The organism is Streptomyces sp. NPDC031474, assembly GCF_055581185.1.
In genome coordinates this window covers 353,682-369,205 of record NZ_JBVIJX010000003.1, presented here as the reverse complement: position 1 = coordinate 369,205, position 15,524 = coordinate 353,682, and the positions used below count along the sequence as shown (strand labels likewise).

The following is a 15,524-nucleotide window of genomic DNA, read 5'->3' as shown; positions in this document are numbered from 1 at the left end:
CGGACACGCGACGAGATGGCCGCGATCGCGGCCGCCGAACTCAACGACGGCGACTATGTGAACCTCGGCATCGGGATCCCGACCCTCGTGGCCAACCACATTCCTGACGGCGTCCAGGTGACCTTGCAGAGCGAGAACGGCATCCTCGGCCTCGGCCCGTTCCCCTGGGAGGGCGAAGAGGACGCCGACGTCATCAACGCGGGCAAGCAGACGGTCACCGTCAACCCCGGTGCGAGCTACTTCGACTCGGCGACGTCCTTCGGCATGATCCGCGGCGGTCACATCGACATCGCCGTCCTGGGAGCCCTACAGGTGAGCGCGAAGGGCGACCTCGCGAACTGGACCATCCCCGGCGCCCTCGTGAAGGGAATGGGCGGCGCCATGGACCTCGTGGTCGGCGCCCGCCGGATCGTCGTGCTCACTGACCACGTGGCCAAGGACGGAAGTCCGAAGATCGTCGACGACTGCACGCTGCCGCTGACCGCCGCCGGCGTGGTGAATCGCATCATCACCGATCTCGCCACCATCGACGTGAGCAGGGATGGCCTGCGATTGCGGGCTCTCGCTCCAGGCGTTACCGAGGACGAGGTTCGGGCGAAGACCGGTGCGCCGCTGCAACTGTCCGCAGAGGCAGCGGCGCGGGCCCGCTACTGACCCTGCTGAGCTCCATCTACAGCGAGTGGCGGGTGAGGGTGAAGGTTCTGGGCCTGCCGTCCTTGTAGCCCTCGTCGTCATCGATCTCCCGCACCCGCACCCGCACCCGTTCGGCCATGCAAACGTTGCTTGATGCGGCACTGGAACGTTCTTCGTCTGCTGGTGGTACAGGCGTCAGACGTCGCTGACCTGCGTAAAACGTGGCCGCGTGCGGCTTCGGAACCGTCGGCCCGGGAATGGTCCGGAATGTGCGGACTGCTCCAAGGGGATGTGTCGGCCCGCCCAGGGCTACGGCGAGGTGGACAGGTGCGGCGAGCGGAGCACGAGCAGGGTGATCTCGCTGGGGGCGAAGACGCGGAAGGGCGGGCCCCAGAAGCCCGTGCCCCTGCTGGTGTAGAGGAGGGTGCGGGTGCCGTGGTGGCTGAGGCCGGCGACGACGGGCTGGTCGATGCGGACCAGGTGGTGGAAGGGCCAGATCTGGCCGCCGTGGGTGTGGCCGGAGAGTTGGAGGTCGATGCCCGCGGATGCCGCCCGGTCGACGAACTTGGGCTGGTGTGCCAAGAGCAGGACGGGCAGGTCGGGGTCGGCGCCGCTCAAGGCTCCGGCGAGGTGGGCGCGGTGGCCTGCCAGGCCGGAGGACTCGGCGGTGACGTCATCCACGCCGGCGACCACGAGGGTGTCGCCTCCGCGTTCGAGCAGCAGATGGCGGTTGCGCAGCGGCTCCCAGCCCAGTTCGTCCATCAGGTCGACCCAGCCCTGGGCCTCGGTGTAGTACTCGTGGTTGCCGGTGACATAGACACGGGCCCGGGTGGCTCGCACGGTTCCGAGTGGGGCGGCCTGGGCGCGGCGGCGTTCGGCCGTGCCGTCCGCGATGTCGCCGGTGTGGCAGACCAGGTCGGCTTCCAGTGTGTTCACCGTCTCGCATACCCGTGCCGACCAGTGGGCGCGATCGAGTGGGCCGTAGTGGGTGTCGGTGATGAGGACGACGCGGGTGCCGTCCAACCCGGCACCCAGTCGCGGGAGTTGCACGTCGAGTCGGCGCACGCGTGGCACGCGGCGGGCTTCGGCGTACCCCCAGGCGAGTAGTACAGCGGTTACGCCGAGGACGGCCCAGGTGACGATTCGGGCCCGGTCCTGACTCTCGCCGACGCCGGCCACGGTCAGGGCGAGCCGCAACAGGACGCCGAGCAGAACGGACCAGGTGAACAGGACCCAGCTGGTGCCCAGCAGGGTGTCACCGATGATCGCCGCCCAGTCCTGCTGGCGCCGGCCGTGGCCGCGCACCATCGCGAGCGGCATACCGATGAGGCCGAGGGCGAACAGGGCGGTGCCGGCCAGCGTGACAGGCAGCGGCCAGTGCTGGCCGCCGTACAGGAGCACCCAGCAGGGCACGGCCCACAGCAGCACGGGGGCGATCAGGGGGAGGTAGCGCATCAGGCGGTGCAGTGGGCTCCGCCGCGGAGCGTGCGCTTCACCCTCGGCGGGCCGGGTGTTGCTGGTGTCGGTCATGCTTCCCCTCCGTGACCAGGCTGCCGTCTCGCGCACTGTATCCGGTCGCCTTCGGGCCGACCGGACCGGCATTCATGGACGCGGCCGCTTGGGACGAAGGGTCTCTGCGGGAGCACTCCCGTAACAGGGCGTTGTCTCCCGAGTTGGGGAGGTCGTCATCACGCCTCCTCCGCACTGAGCCTTCCGGAACAGCAGCGCTCACCCCGGGCAGCAGGCACCCCGGTCGTGGGACGAGGGCGGCTCCAACCCGGTGTGAAGACAGACATCGCGGTCGACCAGAGTGGCCCATTCGGCTTCCCTCGGAGGGTTGAGCACCACGGCGTCCTCCAGGCCGCCGTGGAGCTTAGTCCTGCTGCGGTGCCATCAGAAGACGCCCTTGAACGCCCCCCACCCCGTGGCGATCTTCACGCGGGCGCCGAACGATCCCTTCCCGTTGCCGGAGTAGCGCCAGACGTTGCCCGAGGCGTCGCGGGCGATGACGTCGGCCCTGCCGTCGCCGGTGATGTCGCCGACGCCGGTCACGACGTTGTACGACGCTCCCCAGCCGGCGGCCACCTTCACCCGAGCGGTGAAGCCGCCGGTGCCGTCGCCGGAGTAGCGCCACAGGGTGTTGGCCCTGTCCTGGACGAGGAGGTCGCCGCGACCGTCGCCGTCGAAGTCGCCGACGCCCACGATCTTCTTGTACGCCGACCAGTTCGTCGCGATGCGGACGCGCGCCGACAGCTTCCCCGTGCTCGTGCCCTTGTAGAGGAACACTTCACCCGTCGACGACTTGCGGGCGATCAGGTCCGCCAGGCCGTCGCCCGTGATGTCGCCGGGCGAGGTCAGCACGTTGCACTGGTTCCAGCCTGTGCCCAGGGAGGTGTGCGGCGTGCCAGGGGTGAAGGCCTGGCCGCGCAGGGGCCGGTACACGCGCAGCTCGCCGGTGCCGAACCGGACGAGGATGTCGCCCCGGCGGTCGCCGTTCAGGTCTCCGAAGGGGACGAGGGTCACCGTGGACGGCCAACCCGAGGCGGATATAGCCGTGTTGAAGGCGCCCGCCCCGTTGCCGGGTCGGTAACCGATCACCCCGGACGTGGAGAGGGTCAGGGCGTCGCCGATGCCGTCGGGTGCCCGGGAACCGCTGCTGGTGAAGTCGTGGAGTACGGCGGATCCGGTGGACACGGACACCGTGCGGGACACGGTCAGCGGTGGACCGGAGCCGTCGGCGGGCGGGGCCGTGAGCTTGAAGGTGTACGTGCCGTTGGGCACGAGGGCGCCCGCCGTGTCACGCAGGGTCCATCGCGCGGTGAGCGTGCCGTCCACCTCGCCGCCGGTGAACGTGCGGACCACCTGGCCCGAGGCCTTGCTTGTGAGTGTGGCCGTCCAGGAGGCGGCGGGCTTGGAGAGCAGCCCGCGCCACTGCCACCACGGGGCGGTGGCCGCACTGCTCTCGGCGGCGTTGTCGCTCGTATCGGACTCGATGACGCCGAGCGGCTGGGTGGCGGCCTCGCTGGGCACCAGGTGGATGCGGCGGGCGGCGTCGACGTAAGCCGCGGGCCCGCCGAACTTGTCCACCGTCCAGGTCACCCCGCGCAGGCTGGAGTCGCCCGCCGCGAGGTCGCCGATCTTTCGGGTGGCGGCCGTGCCGTCGGCGAAGGCGGTGAGCAGGAGCGCCCCGGCCGAGGTGTCGTGGCGGACGAGGTAGCCGTCGCCGAGCAGCACCTCGCCTGACGGGACGGGGATGTTCTTCTTCGCCGTACGGTCCCAGACGCCGGCCGCGGCCGTGGTGCCGCACGACCAGTAGATCCAACGGCCCACGACCTGGAGCTCCTGGGGGACGCAGGGGGCGCCGGTGCTCACGGTGGCGGTCGCCTTGCCGGTCTTGAGGTCCTTGGCGGTGACCGTGCCGGCGGCGGCGCCCGGCGTCCACAGCTCGGTTCCCCACACCGAGGCGGCCGTGACCGCACGCGTGAGGATGGGCCGAAGGTCGGTGTACACGCCGAGGTCGCCCACGTATTGCCGGGCGGGGGAGGAGCCGTTGACGACTGCGTAGCGGCCGGTGATGTCCAGGACGCTGCCGGCGGTCGAGGGGAGGTAGAAGAAGCCCGACGTGTCGGAGTGGTCGATGGAACCCACGGACGAACCGCCGTCGGGGTCGCCGCCGGCGAGGAACTCCACCGCGCGGCCGTCACCGGTGGCGTACGGGCCTGCCTGCTGGTGCTTCCAGGTCCGCCAGACCGGCGTGCCCGGTGTTCCGTCGGCGGAGACCGGGCGGGTGTAGTAGGCGTTCAGGAAGCTGCTGTCGGCCTCGTCGGTGGCCAGGGTGCCGTTCTGCAGGGAGAGGCGGTCGATCCTGGCGGCGGCCGGCGGCACGGCGGTCACCTCCGTCAGGGTCGGCGTGTCCGCGCCCGTGTCGGTGACCTTGCGTACCGCCCAGTGGCCGGAGTCCGCGCCTCCCACGGCCAGCAGGCCGCCGTCCGGGGTCGGCGTGAGCGAGGTGCCCGCGTGCCGGAGGAGGGTGACCGGGTCGCCGCCCGCGAGGGGGACGGCGCTCAGCGGCTCGCCGGACTTGTCGACGAGGTTGCCGGGCTGCGACGGCACGGAACGGGCCACCACCAGCCAGCGGCCGGCGACGCCCAGCTGCGGAGTGCCCTCGGTGCCGGGCAGCACGACCGTGGTCTCGGGGGCGGACAGGTCGGCCCGGTCCAGGACGTGCGCCGTGGCGCCGTACGCGTACCAGACCAGCCGGTCGGCGCTCAGGGCGACCGTGGTCGGCGCGGCGGCCACCGTCACGTCGGCGGTGACCTTCGCCCCGGCCAGGTCGACCAGCGCCAGGTGACGCGTGCTGCCGAGCATGTAGCTGAGGACGGCCGTGCCGCTGTCGCCGCCCAGGACGGTGAAGTTGGCGGTGATGCCGGTCGGCCAGCCGTCGACGAGGGTGCCGTCGGCCGGTGCGTCGGCGCCGTACAGCCACAGCACACGGTTTCCGTCGGCGTCCCGCGCCTGGGTCAGCACATGGGTGCCGTAGGTGGCCCAGTACGTGCCGTGGGTGATCGCGACGTCCGTGGTGGTGCCGGCGGCCATGTCCCTGAGGACGACCTTCCCGGTACGCGAGACGACCTCGGTCACGATGTCGGACGACGATCCGAGGTAGCCGGGGATGGCGGCCTGCGAGAGGGCACCCAGCTCGGTCGTCGTACCGGTGCCGTACGACGTCCACAGCAAGCCGGAACGGCCCTCCTGGGCATGCAGATAGCCGCTCGGGCCTGCGGAGTGGATGAGGTCCCGGCGTGGGATGTAGCGGTCCGACTGGAAGACCTTCTCCGCCGGGGGAGGGGCGCCGGCGCTCCCGTCCGCGGCCGCCGGTGCGGCGATCGGGAAGGGGCCGGTGGTCACGGCGAGGACCGCGAGCGCGGCGACGACGAGACGGGCGGGGATACGGCGGGCCACACGGCCTCCAGGATGAGGAGAAGGCATCGGAATCAGTTCGGTGGGTCGGCCACGCGCGGATGACGTCACCACGGAACAACTCCTTCGCACGGCGGACAGGGCAGATACGAGATCTGCGACCACCCGTGCCTGCAGCAGTCCGCGGCCGGACGACGGTCAGGACGGTCGGCGGCAGACATGCGGCGGTGATGTTCGCTCCCCCGGCACAGAACGTACACAGAGAGGGCCGAAAACACACACCAGGTTTTTATCGCATTGGCAAAATGTTCTGAGAGCCGGTCAATTCGGTTCCTGGCCTGCGGTCCTGACTCCCGTCCTGGATCACGCCGACAGCGCCCTTGCCTGGAGGCGCAGAGGGCGCCGGCCTTTCGGAGCGGTGGTGACCGCGGTTCAGCCCAGTTGCTTCACCGTACTGGTGCAGTACCCGCTCGAACGAAGCGCCGTGGCGATCCGCGATGCTGTCACCGGCGCCGTGCGGTTCACCCAGGCCCCCTCGAACACTGCATCCGGCCGATCGTCCATTTCAGTGGGACGGGGTTTGGGTGACCGTGCGACCGGGGTGGCAGGGGCGGGTCAGAGGCCGCCGGTGTTGAGCAGCCGGTCGGGGGTGTCGGGGCGGACGCCGTGTACGACGCCGCGGGTGGCCGTGTGGTCGAGCCAGACGTGGACTTCGTTGGCGGTGGCGTGGGGGTGTGCCGACAGGTACAACGCGATCACGCCGGTCGCATGCGGTGCGGCCCAGGACGTGGCGCCGTCGTTCTGCGTGGTCGTGCCGCCGCCGGCGAGGGCGGCGGTCACCTTCTGGCCGGGGGCGTACAGGTCCACGCACCGTCCGTACCCCGATCCGTAGGAGCCGCCGTCGCTCCACGCGCGGTCGTTGGAGGTGGAGGCCGCCACGACGATCGTGCCCGGCACGCCGGCCGGGGAGTGCTTGCAGGCGTCGTCATGGTAGTTGCCGGCCGACACCACCGTCGGGATCCCCGCGTCGATCATCTTCTTCACGGCGGACTCCAGGGCCGCCGACCGGTGGTCGAGGTTGAGCGACATGTTCACCACCGCAGGCTTCTGGGCGTGCGCGGTGACCCAGTTGACCGACTTCACCAGGGCCGCCTCGGCCGCCGCAGGGGAGCCCCCGCCCTCGCTCTCGCACAGGATGCCCTGCACCCGTACGAGCTCCGCCTTGGGCGCCACCCCGTACTTCGCCCCGCCGATGATGCCCGCGACGAACGTACCGTGGCCGGTCCCCTCCTCGTTGAAGCAGTCACCGGAGTCCTTGAGGCCCACGAAGTCGGCGCCGAGGTGGGCGCGTCCGCCGAACTCCTTGTGGGCGATGTCCATCCCGGTGTCGATCACATAGACGTGCACGCCCTTGCCCGTGGCGGTGGTGGTGAATTTCCCGTTCAGCGGCCGCGACCGCTGATCCAGAATGTCCAGGTTCCACGGGACGTGCCGGGTGATGGGCGACGCCGCGGCCTGGGCAATCCCGGACAACTTTCCCACGGTGCCGGGAGTTGTCGGCGCCGAGCCGGACGAGGCCATGTCCGCGGAGGGCCCCACGGGCTCCCCCTTCCCCTGCGCGGCGAGAGTCCCGCCGCTCTCCCCGGCCGCCGCGCCGGCATCCCCGCCGCAGGCCGAGGCCCCCAGCAGCGTCACCATGGCCGCCGCCATGAGACCGGCCTTCGTCACGTTCCGCGTCACAACGTCCCCCCACATGCCCGTTTCGCACACAGTCAGCGCACAAGACGACCACAGGGGGCGCGCGGTTGCAGCAGGGTGCGGGTGGGATGGTTCACCCGCTCGCCGGACATGATCCCGGTGGCGGGTCGGCCTCATAGCCCGACGGGACGGGCCCCCGCATGTGCGGCTCGCCGCCGCGGGTGTCCGGCGAGGGCCACCACGGCTGATCACCCCCGGGGTACAGGTACACCGTCGCGCCGGTCGCCTCGATCTCCTCACGGAACGCGGGCGAGCTGTGGTACGTGACGGCGTGGCCGCGCCGGACGGGTTCGGCCACGACCGGCAGCGTCGGGTTGACATGCCCGTGCATGCCGATGCTGAGGAACGCGATGGTGCTCACAGGTCGGCCTCCGCCGTGGAAGAAATTGACGCCTCGTCCGGGCCTGCCGAGGCCGCCGAGGATTCGTCGACCCGATACAGCCCCGGCCCACTGATGCGCAGCCCGTCCAGAAAGCGCTCCGCCGTGGTGCACGCGGTGCTGATCAGTCGCTGTGACTGGCCGAAGTCCCACGGTGCGGGCCAGGTCTCGATGCCGGTCGGCAGCACCGCGGTCGGGATGTACTGGGACACCTCGTGCAGGTCACGTTCGATCTGGTGGTGCAACATCAGCAGTCCGGCCCTGGCGGCGATCGCGCCGGCACGTCGGCGCGGAACGGTGCCGCGCAACGGCGAGCTCTCCGGCCCGGTTGCCACCACCAAGCCGGCCGCCCCGGCTTGCTGGGTCGGCAGCACCGGGACGTAGGCGACCAGTCTGCCGTCGACGAGGGTCCGGTCGGCACGCCTCACTGGGGGCAGCATCCCGGGAATGGCCGCGCCGGCCGGCAGCGCGGACTCCAGATCTCCCTGGTCGAGCAGCACCCCGGCGCCGGTGAGGGCACCCACCGAGGTTCCGATGATCATGTCCGGGAGGAACCCGTGGCGCTCCAGCGCGTACCCGACACCGATATGCGCCCGCTCCGAGCACGCCACCGGCGCCCACCACCACGGCCACGGGACGGGGAAGGGTGCGCAGACCCGCCGTTGCGGGGATTCCCCTCATGATCCACCTTTCTCGCCGTGGGCACCGAATCGGACTGGTTCTCCCCATAGGACCGGGCTGCCACACGATGTGTGACACCGTTGGGCGTTGGCTTTCCCGGACGACACGGTTGTCCGGTGCTCAGTGTCAGTGGTGCATGAGCAGCATGATGGCCGTGCCCATCGCCGTCGATCCGTGCCAGAAGCGGTCGCACGGCCCGCCGAGGTCGGTGTTGCCCACACTGCCCGGAGCCCCGCGCAGTGTGGGCATGTCCCGGGTCAGCGACTGGAGAGCGTAGGCCAGTAGACACAGCGTCAGCACGCCGGTGACCGTGTCGTCGGTCTGCGCGTCCGTGACGCCGCCGTGCCGCACCGGCATCCACGCCATGGCGGCCATGCCGATCGCGTGGGGTGACCTGCGTACAAGGCCGGCCGATTCGCGGCCACGGCGGCTGACAACAGCGGTCAACGGGAACCACAGCGCCGCGGTGGCGAAGAAGAAGGCCGTCCGCCCCGGCGGCGGCTCTTCGCCGATCGGGTGCCACGGCATCACTGCCGTGGCCGACGCCATGACGGTGTGCAGGAGCGTGTCGCCACGGCCGAGCCATCCGGAGCCTCGTGTCAGCACGGTCTGGCGCAGCGCGTGAACGGCCGCGGCGGCGAACAGCGCTGTCAGCATGCCGTTCACGACGTCAGTGGCGCTCATGCCGCACCGTGCCCTCCCACAGAGCGGACGGTCTCTTCGTTACCGGCCGGCAGGGGGCGGGTCAGTCGGTGGGCCGTGGGGCGCGGAGATGGGCCCGCTGGGCCAGTTCCTCCTCCTCGACCAGTTCGAGCATGGGCTTGCCCGGCGCGCACAGCATCGTCACGACGAACCGGGTGCGTGTGTCGGGCAGCGCGTTGCCGTCCTGGTAGTGGATCGCGTCGCCGCCCGGCTCCCAGAACGTCCCGCCCGCCCTGACCACGCGCTCGGGCTCGCCCTCCAGCTCGAAACGGACGGCGCCCTCGACGACGTAGCCGAACGCCGGCCCCGAGTGGCGGTGGGGCGGGGTTCCCGGATCTCCGGGCTCCCACTCGACGAAGATGGTCATCGCCGACGCGCCCTCGGGGACGGTGAGCGGAGCGGTGTCCTGCAGCAGGTTCGCCGCCGTCTTCCAACCCTCCGACCGGGTCTGCACTCCGGCCCCCTGCGCTGAGTTCTTGTCCGACATGTGTCGGCCCTCCCTTGGATTCACACCCGGCCATGACCGCCATGGCCGTCTCTCCAGTGATGACCGGGCTCCGGACGGATCTGTGACACCCGAGACCACATCAGTGTCACAACATTGGTATGAGCCCTGTCCTAGGTGTTGTGGGGGACCGACATCGCCGTCACCTCACGAAGCCATCAGCGGGGTCACCGACCCCTCGACGGGAAGGGGCCCGGAATGCGAGTCGTTGTAGCAGGAGCCACCGGTCTGATCGGTTCCAGGACGGTCGCCAGGCTTCGGGACCACGGGGTGGAGGTCGTGCGCGTGTCACGCCGTGAGGGCGTCGACGTCACGACCGGGAAGGGCCTCGACGAGGCCATGCACGGCGCCGATGTGGTGGTGGACGTGACCGACACGCCGTCCCGCGGGGAGCTGGAGAGCCTGGAGTTCTTCGGCACGGCGACCCGCAACCTGCTGGAGGCCGCGGCGAGGGCGGGCGCCGAACATCACGTGATCCTTGCCATCCTGGGGGCCGCTGCAGTTGGACGGTTTCCGGCGGGAGGCCGACGGCCATGGACTGCCAGGGCCATCCACTGGGCGCTGAACGCACAGGAGTTGCTGCTGCCCCAGCGGGGGCGTCCGTGCCGACGTCTGGTCGGTGACCTCCTGGACGGAACTGCCCCGCGACGCGCTGGACGCCGACCGGGCGCTGCTGCGGGGCGAGGAACGCGTCCCCCATGTGACGGCGGCGCCGGCGGACGCGCCCGGACCGGTGCCGGCGGTCAGCGACTGGATACGGCAGGTACCCGACCAGATCAGCCAGTGGGTCGGTCACGACTACGCGTCGCTGAGCACGGACGGTTCCGGGCTGTCGGACACCCGGGACGTCGCACGGCGCTGCTTCCGCGTGGACGCCGAGTCGATCGTCGTCGCCGCCCTGGACCGGCCGGCGCGAGCCGGCGCGGTCCCGTCGGAAGCGGTCGGGCAGGCCCGCGAGTGGTACCGATGGCGCGGGTGACCATCGTCGACCCGCCGCCGGTCGAGTTTCCTGGGCGGCAGCGGGACGCCTATGCGATCAGTGCGGAGCTCTACGACGTTCTGCAGGCGGAGCGGGACGAGTTCCGCGTGCGCTCGCTCTACCGCGACGACGTCCGAAGGGCCCGGGTCGGTGTGCTGGACGTCGGCGCGGACACCGGTCGGGTCACGCTGATGAGTCTCCTGGAGTCAAGGGTCCCCGTGCACGCGGTGGAGCCGGCCCGGTCGATGCGTACCCCGCTGATGACGCGCCTGGCGTTCTTGGGCGCGGCGTTCACGACGCGGGTGACCGTGCACCCGCAGGCGCTCGACGAGACGGGCTGCACGGGGTCGCGGACGTGGCCGTGTGCCACAACACCGTCGCCTGTCTGCACCCGACCTCGCGCCGGGCACTGTGGCCGGCCGTCGCCGAGACGCTCGTGCCCACAGGGGTGCTGCTCGTCCAGCTCCCACCGGCTCGCCTGCCGCGTCACAGGACCACCCATGTGCTGCCGACCCGGACGGTCGGCCGACACGAGTACGGGGACCGCTGGACGTCGGCCGACGCCGACCGGATCCGGGCGCGGTTCGACTACTGGGTGCGCGGTGACGGGCGCGTGCCGCGCCGGCACGACGAGACGTTCTGGATGTGGCCGACCCGTGCGCAGATGACCGCGGAACTGGAGGAGGAGGAAGGCTTCGTCGCGCTGCCCCAACGACCGGACCCGTCCGTACTGGCCGTACGACTGGCACGACCCTGACGTGCTCCGCCCGGTTGCGACCCCGCCCGCATACCATGGGCGAGCGTCTGGGCGAACGGGTCGGAACTGAAGGCGGCACACATGGGTATGGGGGACGGCACGGACGCCCTCGACGAGGCGACGAAGGTGTTCATGACGGTGCGGCCCCAGCTCTACGGCATCGCCTACCGCGTCCTCGGCAGCACCGCGGAGGCCGAGGACATCCTCCAGGAGGCGTGGCTGCGCTGGCAGCACACCGACCGCGGCGCGGTCCGCGAGCCCAAGGCGTTCCTCGCCACCGTCACTGCCCGGCTGGCGATCAACCTCGCCCAGTCCGCCCGGGTACGGCGCGAGTCGTACATCGGTCCCTGGCTGCCGGAGCCGATCGACACGCGCGCCGATCCGCAGTTGGGCGCCGAGCGGGCCGAGGCGCTCGACCTGGCGGTTCTCTTCCTCCTGGAGAAACTGAACCCCGTGGAGCGGGCCGCCTATGTGCTGCGGGAAGCCTTCGACTACCCGTACCAGCAGATCGCGGACATGCTGGAGACCAGCGAGACCAACACGCGCCAGCTGGTGAGCCGCGCGCGCAAGCGCATCTCCTCGGAGCGCCGCAAGCCCGTCGGCCCCGCCGAGCACCGACGGCTGATGGAGGTGTTCCTCACCGCGGCACAGACCGGCGACCTGGCCGTGCTGGAGGACATCCTCACCGAGGACGTGGTGAGCTACACCGACGGGAACGGGTTGCGCGGGGCGTCCCGGATTCCGGTCGTCGGCCCGGTGCACGTCTCCAGGTATCTCGCTGCCTTCGGCCCGCGCTTCTGGCCGCACAAGGAGATCGAGTGGGTCGAGGCCAACGGCGCGCCGGCCGCTCTCGTCTCGGACGGTGGGACGGCCGTGGTCCTGCTGACCCTCGACATCTCGGAGCGCGGCATCGAGCGGGCCATGTGGGTCATGAACCCGGAGAAACTGACACCTTACGTGGCATCGCTGGGCACCTGAACGGGCCGGGTCGTCACACCACCGGGCGCTCGTCGGTCAACCAGTGGTCCGAGACCCCGCACACAGAGGTGCGCTCGATGACCGAACCGTCCCAGCCGCCCGACCTGTCCGCCGAGAAGGACTTCGACGGGGACTCCTTCGCTCCCCTGTACACCACCACGGTGACCGTGACCGGCGGGACGGCGTCCCACGGGAGAGCTTCGGGGAGGGCCCGCTCGGACGACGGAATCCCGACCTGGGCCTGCGCCTCCCCGCCGAACTGGGCGGAGACGGCCGGGGGACCAACCTCGAGCAGCTGTTCGCCGCCGGGTTCGCGGCCTGTTTCCACGGCGCGCTGAGCCTAGTCGCACGCCAGGCCGCGCTCGACCCCGCCGGGATTTCCGTCGAGACGACCGTGGCGTTCGGACGCAGTCCGCAGGACGGCGGCTACGTCCTGCACCTCGACCTGGTCGTCGACTGGCCGGGTGTCGCCCCCGGCGTCGCCACTGCGCTCATGCGGCGGGCCGACGCACTGTGCCCCTACGCGAGGATGGCCTGGCACGGCACGCCGACCACCATCACGCCGGCCTCCTGAAGCCCGGTCGGTGTCACAGATCGCGGGACTGCCCGGTCGTACTGGATGAAGACCCCAGTGATGGGAGTGGACCGTGGCTGTCACCGAACAACGTCTCGCCACCATGGTGCTGGTGATCGGCACCGGAGGTGCCGGTCTGCGCGCGGCGGTCGAACTGGCCGAGGCCGGCATCGACGTTCTCGCGGTGGGCAAGCGCCCCAAGGAGGACGCCCATACGGCACTGGCGACCGGCGGCATCAACGCGGCACTGGCCACCATGGACCCGGAGGACAGCTGGCAGCAGCACGCCGCCGACACCCTCAAGGAGAGCTACCTGCTCGCCGATCCCCGCACGGTGGAGATCGTCACCCAGGGCGCCGCCCGGGGCATCGACGACCTGGAGCGCTACGGCATGGCCTTCGCCCGGGAGGAGGACGGCCGGATCTCGCAGCGTTTCTTCGGCGCGCACAAGTTCCGGCGGACCGCGTTCGCCGGTGACTACACCGGCCTGGAGATCCAACGCACGCTGATCAGACGTGCCGAACAGCTCGACATTCCCGTGCTGGAGGGGGTGTACATCACCCGGCTGCTGGTGCACGAGGGCGCCGTGTTCGGCGCCTACGGCTTCGACCTCACCAGCGGCAGGCGCTACCTGATCCACGCCGACGCGGTCATCCTCGCGGCGGGCGGCCACACCCGTATCTGGCGGCGCACCTCCTCGCGGCGCGACGAGAACACGGGCGACTCCTTCCGCCTGGCCGTGGAGGCCGGGGCCGCGGTGGGCCTGCCCGGCTGCGGGACGCCGAGCTGGTGCAGTTCCACCCGTCCGGGATCATCGAGCCGGAGAACGCGGCCGGCACCCTGGTCAGCGAGGCCGCCCGGGGCGAGGGCGGGATCCTGCGCAACGCGCTCGGGGAACGCTTCATGGCCCGCTACGACCCCGAGCGCATGGAGCTGTCCACCCGCGACCGCGTGGCCCTGGCCGCGTACACGGAGATCAAGGAAGGTCGCGGCACGCCCAAGGGAGGTGTGTGGCTCGACGTCTCGCACCTGCCCCGGCAGACGATCATGACGCGGCTGCCCCGCGTCTACCAGACCCTGCTGGACCTGCAGATGCTGGACATCACCCGCGAGCCGATCGAGATCGCGCCGACCGCGCACTACTCGATGGGCGGGGTGTGGGTGCGTCCGGAGGACCACAGCACCGACGTGCGCGGCCTGTACGCCATCGGTGAGGCGTCGAGCGGGCTGCACGGCGCCAACCGCCTCGGCGGCAACAGCCTCATCGAGCTGCTGGTCTACGGCCGCCTCACTGGCCGGGCGGCCGCCGCCTACTCGCAGTCCCTCACGGCGCAGCCACGGTCGGCGTCGGCCATCGCGCAGGCCCGCACGGAGATCGACGAACTCCTCGCCGCCGACGGACCGGAGAACGTCCGAGCCCTGCAACGCGCGATCCGCGACACCATGACCGAACACGCCGGGGTCGTGCGCGACGAAGACGGCCTGCGGGCGGGGCTGGCGGAACTCGCGGTGATCGAGAAGCGGATGGCGGACGTCGGTATCCACCCGGACATCGCCGGTTACCAGGACCTCGCGCACGCCTTCGACCTCAAGTCCGCCGCGCTCGCGGCCCGGGCCACCCTCGAATCCGCGCTGGAGCGCCGCGAGACGCGTGGCTGTCACAACCGCAGCGACTACCCCGGCCTGGATTCCGCTCTGCAGGTGAATCTCGTGTGGTCCCCGACGACGGGTGTCACCCGCGAAGGAATTCCGGCCGTCCCCGACGAGATTTCCCCCCTCATGGAGGAAGTCTCGACCACGGGAAAACTGGTCGAATAGAAGTCGAGCAGCAGGTGTCACAAACAGACCCGGTGCCCGGTCTCTACTGATACAGGCATCAGGCAAACCCGAAAGGAATTCCGTCATGAAGGTCGTAGTGATCGGTGGAACCGGGCTCATCGGCTCGAAGGTGGTCGCCGGGCTCGGCGAGCACGGGCACGAGGCGGTCGCGGCATCGCCCAACACCGGCGTCAACACGCTGACGGGCGAGGGGCTGGCCGACGTCCTGCAGGGGGCGTCGGTGGTGGTCGACGTGTCGAACTCGCCCTCGTTCGAGGACGAGGCCGTCATGGAGTTCTTCCGCACCTCGACGACCAACCTGCTGAAGGCCGAGAGCCAGGCCGGCGTGGCGCATCACGTGGCACTGTCCGTGGTCGGCACCGACCGCCTCCAGGGCAGCGGGTACTTCCGCGCCAAGCAGGTCCAGGAAGACCTGATCAAGGCGTCCGGCAACCCCTACTCCATCGTCCACGCCACCCAGTTCTTCGAGTTCGCGAAGGGCCTCGCCGACGGGGTCACCCAGGGGGACACCGTGCACCTGCCCGATGCCAGGATCCAGCCCATCGTCTCCGACGACGTGGCCGCGGCCGTCGCCCGCACCGCGGTCGGCGCACCGGTGGACGGCGTGGTGGAGGTCGGCGGCCCCGACGTGTTCCAGCTGGAGGAGTTCATCCGCATGGGGCTGACCGCCCTGAACGACCCGCGCAAGATCGTCACGGATCCGCAGGCGACGTACTGGGGCGCCCCGCTGCAGGAGAACACGCTCCTGCCCGGCCCGGACGCGCACATCGCCGGGACCCGGTTCGCCGACTGGCTTGCCCAGCAGAAGTAATTCCTCGG

The 15,524-nt window shown here is 70.7% G+C and carries 13 protein-coding genes and 3 pseudogenes; 8 read left to right on the top strand and 8 right to left on the bottom strand.

Features of this window, described 5'->3' with window-relative positions:
• Nucleotides 1–15 precede the first annotated feature (15 nt).
• Nucleotides 16–654: a 3-oxoacid CoA-transferase subunit B gene (locus ACZ5SK_RS07240; RefSeq protein ID WP_443041401.1), complete on the top strand. Its 639-nt coding sequence runs from the start codon at nucleotides 16–18 to the stop codon at nucleotides 652–654.
• A gap of 288 nt (nucleotides 655–942) precedes the next feature.
• On the opposite strand, the gene ACZ5SK_RS07235 is transcribed toward ACZ5SK_RS07240, so the two are convergent.
• The 7 genes from ACZ5SK_RS07235 to ACZ5SK_RS07205 all read right to left on the bottom strand — a co-directional run bounded on the left by ACZ5SK_RS07235 (nucleotide 943) and on the right by ACZ5SK_RS07205 (nucleotide 9,560).
• The gene (locus ACZ5SK_RS07235) at nucleotides 943–2,163 is read right to left on the bottom strand and encodes a metallophosphoesterase (RefSeq protein ID WP_334582077.1); all 1,221 of its coding nucleotides are present in this window, start codon (nucleotides 2,161–2,163) and stop codon (nucleotides 943–945) included.
• 363 nt (nucleotides 2,164–2,526) lie between these two features.
• Nucleotides 2,527–5,595: an FG-GAP-like repeat-containing protein gene (locus tag ACZ5SK_RS07230; protein ID WP_334582076.1), complete on the bottom strand. Its 3,069-nt coding sequence runs from the start codon at nucleotides 5,593–5,595 to the stop codon at nucleotides 2,527–2,529.
• A gap of 573 nt (nucleotides 5,596–6,168) precedes the next feature.
• The gene (locus ACZ5SK_RS07225) at nucleotides 6,169–7,281 is read right to left on the bottom strand and encodes a S8 family peptidase (protein WP_334582074.1); all 1,113 of its coding nucleotides are present in this window, start codon (nucleotides 7,279–7,281) and stop codon (nucleotides 6,169–6,171) included.
• Between the two features lie 103 nt (nucleotides 7,282–7,384).
• A complete protein-coding gene (locus ACZ5SK_RS07220; RefSeq protein WP_334583868.1) occupies nucleotides 7,385–7,672 on the bottom strand; it encodes a hypothetical protein in 288 nt (95 codons plus the stop codon).
• Nucleotides 7,669–8,232, bottom strand: a complete 564-nt coding sequence (locus ACZ5SK_RS07215; RefSeq protein WP_457495364.1) for a hypothetical protein — start codon at nucleotides 8,230–8,232, stop codon at nucleotides 7,669–7,671. The genes ACZ5SK_RS07220 and ACZ5SK_RS07215 overlap by 4 nt, the downstream gene beginning before the upstream one ends.
• Before the next feature lie 265 nt (nucleotides 8,233–8,497).
• Nucleotides 8,498–9,055 (bottom strand): DUF5134 domain-containing protein, encoded by a 558-nt coding sequence (locus tag ACZ5SK_RS07210; protein ID WP_334582071.1) that lies wholly within the window; start codon nucleotides 9,053–9,055, stop codon nucleotides 8,498–8,500.
• 61 nt (nucleotides 9,056–9,116) lie between these two features.
• Nucleotides 9,117–9,560: a cupin domain-containing protein gene (locus ACZ5SK_RS07205; RefSeq protein ID WP_334582070.1), complete on the bottom strand. Its 444-nt coding sequence runs from the start codon at nucleotides 9,558–9,560 to the stop codon at nucleotides 9,117–9,119.
• A 216-nt stretch (nucleotides 9,561–9,776) separates the two neighbouring features.
• Here ACZ5SK_RS07205 and ACZ5SK_RS07200 point away from each other — a divergent pair.
• The 4 genes and pseudogenes from ACZ5SK_RS07200 to ACZ5SK_RS07185 form a co-directional block, all read left to right on the top strand.
• Nucleotides 9,777–9,989, top strand: a pseudogene (locus ACZ5SK_RS07200) (NAD-dependent epimerase/dehydratase family protein); the annotation flags it as partial.
• Between the two features lie 135 nt (nucleotides 9,990–10,124).
• Nucleotides 10,125–10,557: pseudogene (locus ACZ5SK_RS07195) on the top strand (transketolase-like TK C-terminal-containing protein); the annotation flags it as partial.
• 361 nt (nucleotides 10,558–10,918) lie between these two features.
• On the top strand, nucleotides 10,919–11,314 hold the full coding sequence (locus ACZ5SK_RS07190) for a hypothetical protein (protein WP_361702580.1): 396 nt from the start codon (nucleotides 10,919–10,921) through the stop codon (nucleotides 11,312–11,314).
• Between the two features lie 81 nt (nucleotides 11,315–11,395).
• Nucleotides 11,396–12,292 carry an RNA polymerase sigma-70 factor gene (locus ACZ5SK_RS07185; RefSeq protein WP_361702582.1) on the top strand — a complete coding sequence of 299 codons (897 nt, stop codon included), beginning with the start codon at nucleotides 11,396–11,398 and terminating at the stop codon, nucleotides 12,290–12,292.
• 13 nt (nucleotides 12,293–12,305) lie between these two features.
• On the opposite strand, the gene ACZ5SK_RS07180 is transcribed toward ACZ5SK_RS07185, so the two are convergent.
• Nucleotides 12,306–12,620, bottom strand: coding sequence for a hypothetical protein (locus ACZ5SK_RS07180; protein ID WP_334583867.1), 315 nt, complete (start codon nucleotides 12,618–12,620; stop codon nucleotides 12,306–12,308).
• Between ACZ5SK_RS07180 and ACZ5SK_RS07175 the strand changes: the two genes are divergently transcribed.
• The 3 genes and pseudogenes from ACZ5SK_RS07175 to ACZ5SK_RS07165 all read left to right on the top strand — a co-directional run bounded on the left by ACZ5SK_RS07175 (nucleotide 12,528) and on the right by ACZ5SK_RS07165 (nucleotide 15,516).
• Complete coding sequence (locus ACZ5SK_RS07175) at nucleotides 12,528–12,866, top strand: OsmC family protein (RefSeq protein ID WP_334583763.1); 339 nt, start codon at nucleotides 12,528–12,530, stop codon at nucleotides 12,864–12,866. The two genes, ACZ5SK_RS07180 and ACZ5SK_RS07175, sit on opposite strands and share 93 nt — an antisense overlap.
• A gap of 103 nt (nucleotides 12,867–12,969) precedes the next feature.
• A pseudogene (locus tag ACZ5SK_RS07170) lies at nucleotides 12,970–14,684 on the top strand (FAD-dependent oxidoreductase).
• An 85-nt stretch (nucleotides 14,685–14,769) separates the two neighbouring features.
• Entirely contained in the window at nucleotides 14,770–15,516 is a 747-nt protein-coding gene (locus ACZ5SK_RS07165) for an SDR family oxidoreductase (RefSeq protein WP_334582066.1), read from the top strand.
• The last annotated feature ends 8 nt before the right edge of the window (nucleotides 15,517–15,524 follow it).

Coding starts and splice junctions, on each gene's coding strand:
- ACZ5SK_RS07240 (WP_443041401.1), top strand. CDS start 16: ATGGCCGCGATCGCGGCCGCCGAACTCAACGACGGCGACTATGTGAAC.
- ACZ5SK_RS07235 (WP_334582077.1), bottom strand. CDS start 2,163: ATGACCGACACCAGCAACACCCGGCCCGCCGAGGGTGAAGCGCACGCT.
- ACZ5SK_RS07215 (WP_457495364.1), bottom strand. CDS start 8,232: ATGATCATCGGAACCTCGGTGGGTGCCCTCACCGGCGCCGGGGTGCTG.
- ACZ5SK_RS07210 (WP_334582071.1), bottom strand. CDS start 9,055: ATGAGCGCCACTGACGTCGTGAACGGCATGCTGACAGCGCTGTTCGCC.
- ACZ5SK_RS07205 (WP_334582070.1), bottom strand. CDS start 9,560: ATGTCGGACAAGAACTCAGCGCAGGGGGCCGGAGTGCAGACCCGGTCG.
- ACZ5SK_RS07185 (WP_361702582.1), top strand. CDS start 11,396: ATGGGTATGGGGGACGGCACGGACGCCCTCGACGAGGCGACGAAGGTG.
- ACZ5SK_RS07165 (WP_334582066.1), top strand. CDS start 14,770: ATGAAGGTCGTAGTGATCGGTGGAACCGGGCTCATCGGCTCGAAGGTG.